11 protein-coding genes and 1 CRISPR repeat array are annotated in these 13,284 nt (G+C 34.8%); of the genes, 1 reads left to right on the top strand and 10 read right to left on the bottom strand.

What is annotated here, in order from left to right; translation table 11 throughout:
• Positions 1-135: 135 nt before the first annotated feature.
• On the bottom strand, positions 136-1,164 hold the full coding sequence (locus tag HCB38_RS13985) for an Mrp/NBP35 family ATP-binding protein (RefSeq protein ID WP_185319809.1): 1,029 nt from the start codon (positions 1,162-1,164) through the stop codon (positions 136-138).
• A 270-nt stretch (positions 1,165-1,434) separates the two neighbouring features.
• On the opposite strand from HCB38_RS13985, the gene HCB38_RS13980 reads away from it, so the two are divergent.
• Complete coding sequence (locus HCB38_RS13980) at positions 1,435-2,961, top strand: GW domain-containing glycosaminoglycan-binding protein (protein ID WP_185319808.1); 1,527 nt, start codon at positions 1,435-1,437, stop codon at positions 2,959-2,961.
• A gap of 41 nt (positions 2,962-3,002) precedes the next feature.
• Here HCB38_RS13980 and HCB38_RS13975 read toward each other — a convergent pair whose 3' ends face one another.
• From HCB38_RS13975 to rplM, 9 genes are all read right to left on the bottom strand, one after another.
• Positions 3,003-3,854, bottom strand: coding sequence for an aldo/keto reductase (locus HCB38_RS13975; protein ID WP_185638820.1), 852 nt, complete (start codon positions 3,852-3,854; stop codon positions 3,003-3,005).
• Between the two features lie 21 nt (positions 3,855-3,875).
• Positions 3,876-4,298, bottom strand: a complete 423-nt coding sequence (locus tag HCB38_RS13970; protein ID WP_185638818.1) for a MerR family transcriptional regulator — start codon at positions 4,296-4,298, stop codon at positions 3,876-3,878.
• A 120-nt stretch (positions 4,299-4,418) separates the two neighbouring features.
• Positions 4,419-4,775: an outer membrane protein assembly factor BamD gene (locus HCB38_RS13965; RefSeq protein ID WP_185638816.1), complete on the bottom strand. Its 357-nt coding sequence runs from the start codon at positions 4,773-4,775 to the stop codon at positions 4,419-4,421.
• 378 nt (positions 4,776-5,153) lie between these two features.
• Positions 5,154-5,980: a CRISPR direct-repeat array (repeat unit 36 nt; unit sequence GTTTTGTTAGCATTCAAAATAACATAGCTCTAAAAC).
• A 126-nt stretch (positions 5,981-6,106) separates the two neighbouring features.
• Positions 6,107-6,769: a type II-A CRISPR-associated protein Csn2 gene (csn2, locus tag HCB38_RS13960; RefSeq protein ID WP_185638814.1), complete on the bottom strand. Its 663-nt coding sequence runs from the start codon at positions 6,767-6,769 to the stop codon at positions 6,107-6,109.
• Positions 6,759-7,100: a CRISPR-associated endonuclease Cas2 gene (gene cas2, locus HCB38_RS13955; protein WP_045554502.1), complete on the bottom strand. Its 342-nt coding sequence runs from the start codon at positions 7,098-7,100 to the stop codon at positions 6,759-6,761. Before cas2 ends, csn2 begins: the two co-directional genes overlap by 11 nt.
• Positions 7,097-7,963: a type II CRISPR-associated endonuclease Cas1 gene (gene cas1, locus HCB38_RS13950; protein ID WP_185638812.1), complete on the bottom strand. Its 867-nt coding sequence runs from the start codon at positions 7,961-7,963 to the stop codon at positions 7,097-7,099. The genes cas2 and cas1 overlap by 4 nt, the downstream gene beginning before the upstream one ends.
• Positions 7,964-11,968, bottom strand: a complete 4,005-nt coding sequence (cas9, locus tag HCB38_RS13945; protein WP_185638810.1) for a type II CRISPR RNA-guided endonuclease Cas9 — start codon at positions 11,966-11,968, stop codon at positions 7,964-7,966.
• Between the two features lie 438 nt (positions 11,969-12,406).
• A complete protein-coding gene (gene rpsI / locus HCB38_RS13940; RefSeq protein ID WP_003726075.1) occupies positions 12,407-12,799 on the bottom strand; it encodes a 30S ribosomal protein S9 in 393 nt (130 codons plus the stop codon).
• 21 nt (positions 12,800-12,820) lie between these two features.
• Positions 12,821-13,258 carry a 50S ribosomal protein L13 gene (rplM, locus tag HCB38_RS13935; protein ID WP_003764106.1) on the bottom strand — a complete coding sequence of 146 codons (438 nt, stop codon included), beginning with the start codon at positions 13,256-13,258 and terminating at the stop codon, positions 12,821-12,823.
• Positions 13,259-13,284: the final 26 nt, after the last annotated feature.

Genomic DNA, 13,284 nt, shown 5'->3' with positions numbered 1-13,284 from the left:
TCATTGCTTTTCGTCTTCTTCTTTGTTCAGTTTTCAAAGGTCAATTTCTTTTGCTGCTAAAGCGTTTGTCCGTATCAGCAACGTTTATAAATATACCAAGATTTTTGCCTTTCGTCAATACTTTTTATGAAGTTTTTATAATAAATATGGAATTATTTTTCCTGCTAAAGTTTTATAAGCTTCTCCCAACTCACTTGTTTCATTATAGATAGCTGATGTATAGCCATTTTTATTGCCATCTGGTTGTTCGATTGGCAATTGAATTAAAAGTTGTGTTGCTAGGTCAGCAGCAACTTTTTCTCCACCACCTTGTCCAAATATCTTTAAAATCTGCCCATTTTCAAGTTTGAGGTAAGACATATTTTCAATTATACCAATAATGTTATGGTTGTTTTTTGCGGCCATATACCCAGCACGTGAGGCAACTGACGCTGCAGCAAAATGTGGTGTTGTAACAATGAGTTCATTGCATTTTGGTATTAAGGTGTGGATATCTAAAGCCACATCTCCAGTCCCAGGTGGTAAATCGATTAACAAATAATCTAATTCTCCCCATCTCACTTCTTCTAAAAACATCTTTATCATTTTCCCTAACATCGGACCGCGCCAAATAACTGGTTCGCCAGACTCTACAAAGAAATCCATCGAAATCATTTGAATACCATTTGTTTCTACGGGGATGATTTGGCCATTTTCTTTACGCGGAGACTCTGTTACTCCAAGTAATACCGGGATACTGAAACCATATATATCTGCATCTAGTAAGCCTATTTTTTTACCTTGGCGTGCGAGAGCAATCGCTAGGTTAGCAGCGACTGTTGATTTCCCAACGCCTCCCTTACCACTTGCTATTGCTAAAAATTTAGTTTGACTAGTTTCTGCAAGAATATTATCTCTTGCTTGAAAAATGCGATCAATTACTGCAGCAGGTAAGTATTCAAGTTCAATATTGATTTCTTTTACACCGAATTGCGTTAGAAGTTCTTCTATATTATGAACAAAATGGTCTGTTTCTATCGCTGGATCTGCTAAAGCAATTTTAATATTTGCGCTTTCTTCAAGGGCTTGTACTTCTAATACGCCTTCTGTTTCTTCCAAACTAGCCTCCAAAACAGGATCTTGTAGGCGATATAATAATCTAGTAATTTGTTGTTCATTTAACATATTTACAAATCCCTCCATAAATGAATGCGCTGACATAATGAATATTATAGCATGCCTCCTTCTTTTTTTCACATATTCATTGTTTTAGTTCTTTCCTTTATGCTATAAATAATTTCACAAATTTTACACATTTAGAAAATCATCGTTGAAGCTATATGTACCAACTCTTCCAAAAGTTTGTCTTCGTTTCGTCATGGAATTGTAATAGAATAATTTCTTTATTTCTTGCTAAAATAAGCGCAGATATAGTAAAAAGGAGTGCGTTTGATTTTGGAAAGAAAGTTCATAAAACCAGGAATTATTGTGCTTATCGTGGCATTTTTAGTAATTTCTTTAAATGTTGGAGCAGAAACGAGTAATTCAAAAGTTGCTCAAAAATCATTAACTTCTTCGCAACAAGCTTTCATTGACGAGATTCTACCTGCTGCAGAAGAAGGTTACCGAGATGGCAAACTTTTGACTAGCGTAACGCTTGCCCAAGCTATTTTAGAATCTAATTGGGGCGAAAGTGGTTTAAGCAAGAACTCTAATAACTTGTTTGGCATTAAAGGGAAATTTGAAGGGAAATCTGTTTCCATGGGTACAATGGAAGCATCTGGGGCAACTACGGCAAATTTCCGAGTTTATCCGAGCTGGAAAGAGTCAATTGATGACCATACTGATTTAATTACCCAAAACGCTCGCTATCAAGGTGCTGTAGGCGAAACTGATTACCGTAAGGCCCTACAAGCGATAAAAGATGGTGGTTATGCCACTGATCCTAACTATGTTTCTAAACTAGTTGCTATTATTGAACGATATAATCTAGATCAATATGATATTGTCTACGATAAAATTGAGCACCAGAATAAAATCGCAGCGATAGGTACAGTAGCTGCAAATAAAGAACAAGAAACTATTTGGTCTGCGCCATTTAACACTACTAACTCACAGGAAATAGGAGAATTGACGAACTATACAAATCGCAATTTAGAAATTTCTTGGGAAGCGAAAACAGAAAAAGGTTTGTGGTATTTTATACGTGAAAACAATAAAGACATCGGCTGGGTAAATAGTTCGGCGCTTACTTTGAGTTATCATCAAAATAACGATGAAAATGTAGATACAACAAAATATGTAGATGATTTAAATGCTCATATTTATCGTTTACCTAATCCGGAACAGCAGTTTGACAATGGTACAATTGCAAAATATGACCGAAAAGCACTTCACGCTGATAAGAAAATAACACGCGATGGTTATGCGTGGTTCCGTCTTTCCGAAAGTAACAAAGTAATTGGCTGGGTTCGCTCAGATAAACTAAACGACCGTTTATACGATCGTATCACTGAACAAATTAGCTTTGATGGTTATGCAACCGTAAGTAAAGCAGCAACCGATAATGTTTGGAGTGCTCCTTTTAATACAAAAGACGCGGAAAAACTCGGGTCTCTTAGTGACTATGATACTTCAAAACTTGAGTTAGTAACACGTGCCAAAGTTGGCAATACGCTATGGTATGAATTCAAACTAGAAGGCGAAATAGTTGGTTGGGCTAGTGAAAAAGACTTAAACATCATTTACACACCTGAATCTGAAAAACCAACGACCCAAGTAGCCTACTTAAAAAATCCTACAGCAATGCTCTACAACAAACCAGTTGAAGCACCAAGCACTCAAACAAAAGCGGTTGGGTTCTATTATGGTAAATTGCTATTAGTAGACAAAGAAGCGACAATCCAAGCCGAACAATGGGTGCATATTAAAGAAAATAATAATTCCCTTGGTTGGGTTAAAGCAACAGACATTCAAAATTAAAAAAGAGTCCTCAGATACACACTGAGGACTTTTTTCATGTATTAAATATTTATTTTGCGACTTGCCATCCATTTAACCATTTCTGGATCCGCGTGGGAGAAAAATTGACTTTCCCCTTGGTTAAGCGTCGCAATTGCAAGCTTATCTTCTTTTGCTAGTTCAAAATCAAATACATCTAAATTTTCTGCCATTCGTTCCGGCTTTACAGATTTAGCTAAAACAATAATATCTTGTTCGATTAACCAGCGTAAAATCACTTGTGCTACTGATTTCCCGTATTTTTTGGCAATTTTAGTCAAAATCGGATTAGTGAAAATATCATTTTTCCCTTCCGCAAAAGGAGCCCACGCTTCAACAGCCACGCCTTCTTTTCGTAATGCTTCAATACTCTTTGTTTGTTGTTGGAAAGGGTTGATTTCGATTTGATTAACTTGAGGTGTTGTATCATTGAAGGCTGCTAAATCAACCACCCGGTCTACACCAAAATTCGAGACACCAATAGCTTTAATTTTACCTTGAGCTTGTAGTTCTTCCATCGCCATCCAAGCACCGTACACATCATTATATGGTTGGTGAATTAGTAATAAATCAATATAATCTAGCCCAAGACGTTTTAATGAGCGATCAAATGAGCTCATGACTCCTTTATAACTAACATTTTCCACCCAAATCTTTGTTGTGATAAATAACTCTTTGCGATCCACACCAGATGCGGCTATCCCGCGCCCTACCGCTTCTTCATTCATATAACTTTGCGCAGTATCAATATGACGATACCCAGCAGCAATCGCCTCTTTGACCGCTTGTTCCGCTTCACCAGCATCAGTAATTTGGTACGTTCCAAAGCCAAGAATAGGTACTTCTACACCATTATTTAATTTTACTGTTTTCATTTGAAAATCCTCCTCTTATCTTTAAAATTTGTCCCGTTCCCATAATTTTTCTACGTTATCTGCAGTTAGTTCGCCTGTCTTAAACTGGGCAATGTGACTATCGTACGTATCGATTTTGTATACAAGTAAATCTCTCACTTGTTTCATCTCAGCTAGTTTTTCGTCTAATTCTTTTAGTTGGTCAATTAAAACTTGTTTTTGCGCAGCTTCGACATTCTCTGTTTCTCTTAGTTGGGCAAGTGTTGCAAACTCTATTAACGACTCCACCGACAACCCCGCATTCCGCAAATTCTTCACTAGATAAACCCAGTTCAAGTCGCTTGTCTTATAGTCTCGGTAGCCACTTTCATTACGATGGACAGGCGGAATAACTCCAACCCGCTCATAGTAGCGTAATGTATCGACCGTAAGCCCAAACATCTCGGCAGCTTGTTTGATATTCATCATCAATCACCTCACTTCGTCTTTACATATTGAATTATAAACCCTGGAGTTCACACCAAGGCAAGGATTATAGGTTTATTTTTTTGAGGAAAGAAAAAACTCTCTGCGGGTGAGAGAGTTTTATTTGTTTAGTAGGATAATTTTTTGAATGTATTTGGGGTCTATTTGTCCCGGTGAGGTTTCTTGGATTGGGTAATCCTTGGTTAAAACGATTTTTACGTTGTCGTTTTTGTTTAGTTCGGTTAGTTTTATTTTGTTTCCGTTTTTGTCGTAACATTTGTCTGCTATGTCAAAACGTATGGCGGATTCCGGATTATCCTTATCATTTTTCTCTTTGAAATTGTTAATTAAAATTGCATTCGTTTCTACTTGCTCTATTGTCCCTGTTGCTTCTGTATATTTTTGTTTTTCGGCGGTGGAGCATCCTGTTAGTAGTACGGTTATACATAAAATAAAAATGATTGAGGTTTTTTTCATAAGGTTTCTCCTTTTTATTTTAAGTGCTGTATGTAAATGTCTTATTTTTAATTATTAATAGTTCTCTGTCTCTTAAAACCAACTTTTCTGGTGTTAAAATTTCTATGGCTAATTCTGTTTTATTCGTCAAAGGTAAGTTTTCTTCGCCGTTCCATGAAGTGTATAGTTCAAGGGTATTGCTTTCTTTACTAGCTTTTATAATGTAATCGTGTAGTATTTTCAAACTTTTAGATTCCTAATCATTCTTTTGCTCTTCGCCTTTTAACGGTAATTTCCCTTCACTTATAGCGACTTGGAAATTGCAGGTTGGGTTAAAATGTTTGGAGTCCCTCTTTCATAATGGTGTAACTCTTTCTAGCTGGAGTAGATTGAGAGATGTGGTTTTTAGTATTCGAAATAGCATAGCTCTAAAACATTTCCGATTATTTAGAGTTCATCCTCTCTGTTTTGTTAGTATTCAAAATAACATAGCTCTAAAACAAAAAGACGCGAAAGGTCGCATCAAAGTTCGTTTTGTTAGCATTCAAAATAACATAGCTCTAAAACATGCTACTGCGGGAAACAAAGGGATTAGCGGTTTTGTTAGCATTCAAAATAACATAGCTCTAAAACAAGTACGAAACATGAAATCTAGCATTGCTGGTTTTGTTAGCATTCAAAATAACATAGCTCTAAAACTCGTTATCTTCGTAATTTCGAGTCTGTATGGTTTTGTTAGCATTCAAAATAACATAGCTCTAAAACAAACATTGCTTTTAGTTTTACTATTATTTTGTTTTGTTAGCATTCAAAATAACATAGCTCTAAAACTACGGCACAATTAAATCGTTGCGACTGCCAGTTTTGTTAGCATTCAAAATAACATAGCTCTAAAACTGTGATTGAATATTTTTTGCAAAGCGACAAGTTTTGTTAGCATTCAAAATAACATAGCTCTAAAACTATCGATAAGTTTGTTTTCCACTCATGCTGTTTTGTTAGCATTCAAAATAACATAGCTCTAAAACATAAAAATCGTAACATTTCAGCTGATGCGAGTTTTGTTAGCATTCAAAATAACATAGCTCTAAAACCCTACCACAACGGCGCTCGCAGACAACTTAGTTTTGTTAGCATTCAAAATAACATAGCTCTAAAACGCTGGCAAGTATGAGATCGGAACACGCACGGTTTTGTTAGCATTCAAAATAACATAGCTCTAAAACCTCGTAGAATTTTTTATTCTCCTAGATTTCGTAATCGCGCCACTTATCCATAGCAAGATTTCAATTTTGAATGCTTATTTTATGGTTCATATAAAATCTATTTAGTTTTCAAAGATCATTTGAAATCTATATTCCTTTTTCCACTTGTAAAAAATAATCTGAATCTAGAATAACTTGCGAAAATCCTTCTACTTTTCGAGGTTCAACAAATAAAACTTTTACTTGGTTTAACGAGATATAGCGCCTTAGCTCTAGTAACTCATCTTCTGTTAAATAGGCACATACATTAATAAAAACCAACAATTTTTTCTTTGATAAGTATTTATAGACTTGTACTATTTCAATTAATTTTTCAAAAACGGTATCACTTTTTGTCTCTATCTTGATACCCAAAGCTTTGAATAATTCAATAACCGTAATTTCATCTTCCTCTAAATCCAATTCATGCTCCAGAAGCTCATAACCAATCAACTCACTAATCGTCGCGGTCAGCTTATCAATCATTGATTTTACTTCCGGCTTTTCATTAAGTTGCTGTTCTAAATCAGCATAAATTAATTTTAAAGTTGCCAGAGAATTAATGTCATGTCCCAATACATCGGTAACTAACATCAATTCACTACTTTTTAAAGGCTGCTGTTTCGCACCAAAAATCGTTAATTCTTCTGTCTCGTCGTATTGATATAACCACTTAGTAACATTGGCAAAAACACGCACATCTTCTATTGCAAATATGGTCGAATCTTCAATAATTACAGGCTCGTCAAGCAGTTTGAAATTAAAATTCATCCATATCATCTCCCAAGAAAATAAGTCTCGAATCCGAATTACCTACACTTTTATTCTGTTCTCCACTTAAATACACCATGCGCGCGAATTGTTTTTCCGTCACAGTTAATAAAGTAATCAACCCTTTTTTAGGATTTTGTTGTTTCAAGCGAGCGAGCATAGCTTTACTAGCTGTGCCATTTAATAAAATTTTACTATAAACGGAATATTGATGCATAATAAAGCCTTCACTTAATATGAAGCGTCGGAATTGACGATAGGCTTTTCTTTCTTTTGCGGTATCTGTTGGCATATCAAACATTAATAACATTCTCATATATCGATAACTCATATCCTAAATTCAGGAACTCCTTCCCTTTCTTCATTTAAGACCTTTACTATCTTCTTAGTATAATCACTTGCAATATTGGTTAAAAACATATGCTGGTTATTATAGTCAAACTGCTTGATGAACATTTCGAATAATGAGCGTTTGATTACTTGAAAATCCTCGTTGCGTTTTTCATACACGATTTGATCCACTAGTGGTCTAAAAGGTTCCATTAAATCACTGGCAAAATTGAAATCGTTAAACTGATTAGAATGCTTTAAACCAAATTGCGTCATACATCCTGATTTCACCAATTCTCTCGCAAAAACACTTAGCAACAATGTATAACCATAATTCAATCCGCTATTAATGTCATTTTCCTGTTCCCTCGTAAAATCATTTCCAAAAAGTTGATTAAAATATATTCTAGCTGCGTGTCCTTCCCGATTGGTCGGATCAAATATCTCTAAAGTTTCATGTAGCTTTATCAATGAATCTGCCTTCTCATCGTAATTCAACATAGATAAAAATGTACTCTGATTTAAGATTTTTTGAGAAATAATTTCAGTCCATACAGATGCCTTCGTCTCAAACTCCCATTCTAATTGCTTCGATAATTGCAAGCTACTATCATGCCGCCCATAAAAAGGAAGTATCTTCCCAATAGGCAATCGCTTATCATCACAAAAAAGAATCAAAATATTTTCAGCTACTAAGCAGTTAATTAACATCGTAGTCAAAGTAATATCTGTTGTCTCTAATATAAGTACATCAATTTCTGATAGATGAATCATTTCCTGTTGATAGGCAGATTTAAAAACAAGATGTTGGTTTTTGTACGATAGCTTCGAATGAGAATTTACAACAACTGTCCGCCATCCCATTTAATCATCCAGCCTTTTTCGCGATTCATATAGTCCTGTGATTGATTGGTAGATTATGGTGGAATTTAATAGTTCTTTGAGATTGTTATATCTTTTACGCTCAATAGTAGTTTCAAAAAATTTAAAACTTGCCGGCGCGCCCATCGCATTGAATGCCATTAAATCAACAAAAGATTGTGCAATTGTCTTGATGTCACCTTCTTTATTCTGCTCAAAAAGTTTATTAATTTTGTTTAGATTAGCTTCAGCTAACGTATATCTTTTGGCAAATTCTGATACGTGTGCTAGTAGTTCAGCAAACATTTCTCTATTACTTTCAATATAATCAAGGCTTTTCCCATCACTTGCCTCACAACTTTCCGCATGGTGTAGTAATGTTACCAGGTGGTTTGGCAATACCTGCTGATTTCCTTTCTGAGCTTCATTAGCACTAGCCAGCATTCTCCGGCGTCCTTCCTCACATTCATATAACGTATATTTCGGTAATTTCGCGAGGACTTTAGGCTGACGATAACCTTGTTCTTCTAAAAAGGCTTTCTCATCTTTTTCAAATGCTTTACGTTCCATGATAGTAACACGGATAATTTTTTTCTCGAAAACTAATTTGTTTTTCCCCTTTGCACATTCAATAACGACTGCATATGCCATATTAGGGCTATCAAGACCACCATATTTCATCGGATCCCAATTAGCTTTTCTAGGAATTAATTTACTGGAATTTCCTTTGGGCTTAATTGTAGCTTTCGAAAATTCTCCTTTTTGAATTTCTGTTTTCTTAACAATATTCATTTGTCGATAACCCAGGACTTTTTTGACAGTATCCAAATATTTTTTATCCCAAAGAATTTCACCGTTTTCATCTATTATTCGATCTTTTTGTGCAAAGAATAACATGATGTTTGTATAAAATTGTTTTTTCGCCGTAGCTTTATTTGCTTTAAACCAGTCAAATTGGTGATAATCGCCGTAAACAAATTCCGGTTCTAATTGAGGATATACTTTTAGTAACGTATTCGCGACTACCCCATTTAAGTAAGCATCGTGGGCGTGGTGATAATCATTAACTCCACGCACCTTGTACAATTGAAATTGCTTACGGAATTGGCTAACCAGCGTAGATTTTAATGTTACAATTCGAACCTGTTTCATAGTATTTCCATGATTGTCTTTTTCATAATTAAAACGTTGATGTAAAATATTGGCTACATTCTTCGTTATTTGACGGGTTTCCACTAATTGTCTATGGATAAATCTCGCTTTATCCGCTTCTGTAAGACCACCACGTTCAGCTTTAGTTAAATAATCAAATTTACGTTTACTCATCAAATTCCCTTGGTATAACTTCTCCCAGAATACTTTTCTCTTCTGAACAATCTCTAGTGGTGGAACGTTATCCCCTTTTTCCCGATTCCCAGCCGAACTCGTTAACACAAGATTATCAATGGAGTTATCTGTTATAAAACTCTGTGGCACAATATGATCAATATCATAGTTAGAAAGATTATGAATATCTAATTCTTGTCCAGTATACATATCCTTGCCATTTTGCAAATAATATAAATACAATCTATTATTTTTTAATTCTTGATTATCAGTCGGATGCTCTTTTAGAATTTGACTACCAAATTCTTTAATCGCTTTTTCTAATGATTTATAACGTGGCCTAGAATTATTTTTTCCTTTTCCTGTTGTTTGATTTTCTCTTGCCATTTCCACAACAATAGTTTGAGGTGGGTAGCCCATTACACTAACAAGTTCATCGACAATCTTCAAGCTTTGTAGAATACCTTTTTTTATAGCCGGGCTACCAGCAAGGTCTGCCACAATACTTTGAATATCTTTATCTGCTGTAGTTACTTGTTCTTTTTCAATTATTGATTTAAATGATAAATTACTGTCATTTATAAGTTGCATCAGATTACGATTAAGTCCATCATCATTCATCAAATAATCTAAAATAGTTAGGTGAGATTGCTTATCACGAATTCCCATTAATAACTTAGCTGATAACCTTCCCCATCCTGTATAATGTCGTCGTTCTAATTTTTTCAGAATAACCCTATCTAAAACATCAGAAAATTGCTGTAACTGCTCTTTAATCATACGTTTATCTTCAAACACAGTTAAAATTTTAACTATATTTTCTAGCATTTCCGTATTTACTGGGTTATCAAGGATTTCTTGTTTTATCCCCACCTTGAGTAAATCATGGTAGGTAGAATAACTTGAATTAAACGAGTCTTCCAGCCCTTCAATAGTTGGACTTTCAACATGGCTCATATTGCGTAAGAATAGCTCTAAATCCTTCTTTTTAACTTTACGCTTTTGCTTAAAAAAGTCATTAAAAATCTGTTCTTTTTCCTGCCCAGAAAAATAGCTAGTTTTCCCTTGATCATTAATGTATCTAACTTTGGTTAATTCATTATAAACCAAATATTTTTGATAACAGAGACTATGTTTAGGCAATACATTTTCTTTAGGCAGATATGTATCTTTATTGGTCATCTTTTCAATAAAATCGACCGCTGACTTACCGAAGTCCACTTTCTCTTCTATATTCCACGGTCTAATCTCGCCATCAGCTTTTCTTGTTAACCATGCGAATTCGCTCTGTCCGTTAGCTAGTGGGCCAACAAAATAAGGAATTCTAAAAGTTACTAAACTTTTGATTTTATCATAGTTTTCTTTTAAAAAAGGATAATATTTTGCTTGCTGGTGTAAAATAGCTTCTAATTCTTCTAAATGTAATTGATGCGGAATAGCCCCATTATCAAAGGTTCGTTGTTTTCTTAAAAAGTTTTCTTTTTCTATTTTAGCAATAAAATAATCGGCACCTTCAATGTTCTCTAATGTCGTTTTCATGTATTTATAGAAATCTGCTTGCTTTGTTTTACCGTCTATATAACCTGCGTAACCATGTTTTTCGGTATTACTAAATATTTCTTCATAGTGTTTAGGTAGATGAAGCTTGATAAATGCTTTCAATTTCCCTAAATCTTCTTCATGTGTATCAAAACGTTCAATCATACTTGCGGATAACTTCGCGTTAGTTTCAGTCTCAGCCACTGTGATAATACTAGATAAGACCACAGCACTATATGCATTTTTCGTCGCAACAAAAAGTTCCGCATATTCATCTCCTATTAGCGCTAACAAGGACTCTAAATCTTCTTCATAGCTATCTTTCGCACATTCAATATCCAATTTCTCAATAAGCTCAAAAGGCTTTTGAAAATTCCCTTTACTGCCTACAATCAAGCTGATAAACTGAGCAAACATTCCGGTAGATTTTTCACCAGGATATAATTTTAAAATTCTCTCAAGTTTTTCTTTTCGCGTAACTTTTTCAACGAGAATTTTAGCTACATTCTTATTATCTTCCATTTTTTTTAGCGAACCATCTTCAATGCTACTTGCAAATACTTGATTATATGTTTGTATAAATTGCTTATATATTCCATCAATAGAAGTATTTTGAGTATCTAATGCTCCCTCAATTAAAAAGTTACCTCGATATTTTATAATATGAGCTAAAGCTAAATAAACTAATCTTAAATCAGCTTTTTCTGAAGAATTAACGAGTTCTTCTCTCAAGTGATAAATGGTCGGGTAGTTTTTGTGGTATTCTACTTCTTCCTCTATAGTCGCAAAAAAAGGATGTCGACTATTTCTTTTTTCGTTATCAACATAAAAACTATCACTTAATCGGCAAAAGAAATTTTTATCAGTCTTAGACATTTCTTCCGCAAATATCCCTTGTAAATAAGAAATACGATTGCGTCTTCTCTCTATTCTCCTTCTAGCTGTTCTAGTCATTCTTCTATCAGCTGCCGTTTGACCCTCATCAAATAATCTAACTCCCCAGAAATTTTTCTTTATCTGTTTTTTCTCAGAGTCTCCAGCAATTTTCATTTTCCTCTTCACTAAATCGTATTGATCTGTTAACACTGCCCATCCAACCGAATTTGTTCCTATGTCTAGTCCAATCGTGTACGGTTTGTTCATTTTTTTCATCCCTTCAACAATTTTTAGTTGCATTCTTTTTATAATTTGATACAATGTATATATTGTTAGTATTCAAAATAACATAGCGAGTTAAAATAAGGCTTTGTCCGTTATCAACTTTTAATTAAGTAGCGCTGTTTCGGCGCTTTTTTTGTGCACTTTTTTAAGAACTCAAAATCGCAACAATTCCTTATCTCTATGTATATTAAGATATACTATTTATACGAATGTTTACTTCATTCATCTATTTATCTAACTATTATGAACCTTGAATTATTATAGCATATTTCGATAAATTTGTTATAATAATCACAATAAAACATTCAAAACAAATTTTTCCGGAATCATGTTTCTATATGCTTCCTTTTTACTTTACTCGTATATTTATAAGGAAACAAAAAAAGCACCAGCAAAAGCTGGTGCTTTGAAACGATTTGATTAACGTTTTGAGAACTGAGGTGCACGACGCGCGCCTTTAAGTCCGTATTTTTTACGTTCTTTCATACGTGGGTCACGAGTAAGTAGGCCAGCAGATTTAAGTGCTGGACGGTACTCAGGAGCCACTTGTAATAGTGCACGAGCTACACCATGACGGATAGCACCGGCTTGACCAGTGTAACCACCACCGTGAACGTTTACTAGTACATCATAGTTACCTAAAGTTTCTGTAGCTACTAAAGGTTGTTTGATAACTTCACGAAGAGCTGCAAATGGGATGTAATCTTCCCAGTCTCTATTGTTAATAACGATTTTGCCGTCGCCTGGTACTAAACGTACGCGAGCTACAGAGCTTTTACGACGACCAGTTCCGTAATATTGTACTTGAGCCACTTAGTATTCCTCCTTTATTAATTAACCGCGTAATTCGTATACTTCTGGTTTTTGAGCTGCATGTTCGTGCTCAGATCCACCATATACGTGTAATTTTTTGAATAATTGACGTCCAAGAGAATTTTTTGGAAGCATACCTTTGATAGATAGTTCTAATAATTTCTCAGGATTGTTTGTACGCATTTCGCCTGCAGTACGAGATTTCAAACCGCCTGGATATTGAGAGTGACGGTAGTAAATTTTGTCAGTAGCTTTTTTACCAGTAAGACCAATCTTACCAGCGTTGATGATGATTACAAAATCTCCAGTGTCAATATGTGGAGTAAATTGTGGTTTGTTTTTTCCGCGAAGAATTGAAGCAACTTCACTGGATAAACGTCCTAAAGAAACACCAGTAGCGTCGATAACGTACCATTTACGTTCTACTTCGCCGGGTTTCGCCATATAAGTTGTACGCATGAATTACCCTCCTAAATAAATTGAAA

It is taken from the genome of Listeria farberi, from assembly GCF_014229295.1.
GTDB lineage: Bacteria > Bacillota > Bacilli > Lactobacillales > Listeriaceae > Listeria > Listeria farberi.
This window is presented reverse-complemented; position numbering and strand designations above follow the sequence as displayed.

What these genes read in the sequence shown, in the direction of transcription:
- HCB38_RS13970 (WP_185638818.1), bottom strand. Translation starts at nt 4,298, where the DNA reads ATGAATATCAAACAAGCTGCCGAGATGTTTGGGCTTACGGTCGATACA.
- cas1 (WP_185638812.1), bottom strand. Translation starts at nt 7,963, where the DNA reads ATGGGATGGCGGACAGTTGTTGTAAATTCTCATTCGAAGCTATCGTAC.
- HCB38_RS13985 (WP_185319809.1), bottom strand. Translation starts at nt 1,164, where the DNA reads ATGTTAAATGAACAACAAATTACTAGATTATTATATCGCCTACAAGAT.
- HCB38_RS13965 (WP_185638816.1), bottom strand. Translation starts at nt 4,775, where the DNA reads ATGAAAAAAACCTCAATCATTTTTATTTTATGTATAACCGTACTACTA.
- rplM (WP_003764106.1), bottom strand. Translation starts at nt 13,258, where the DNA reads ATGCGTACAACTTATATGGCGAAACCCGGCGAAGTAGAACGTAAATGG.
- HCB38_RS13975 (WP_185638820.1), bottom strand. Translation starts at nt 3,854, where the DNA reads ATGAAAACAGTAAAATTAAATAATGGTGTAGAAGTACCTATTCTTGGC.
- cas9 (WP_185638810.1), bottom strand. Translation starts at nt 11,968, where the DNA reads ATGAACAAACCGTACACGATTGGACTAGACATAGGAACAAATTCGGTT.
- csn2 (WP_185638814.1), bottom strand. Translation starts at nt 6,769, where the DNA reads ATGAATTTTAATTTCAAACTGCTTGACGAGCCTGTAATTATTGAAGAT.
- cas2 (WP_045554502.1), bottom strand. Translation starts at nt 7,100, where the DNA reads ATGAGTTATCGATATATGAGAATGTTATTAATGTTTGATATGCCAACA.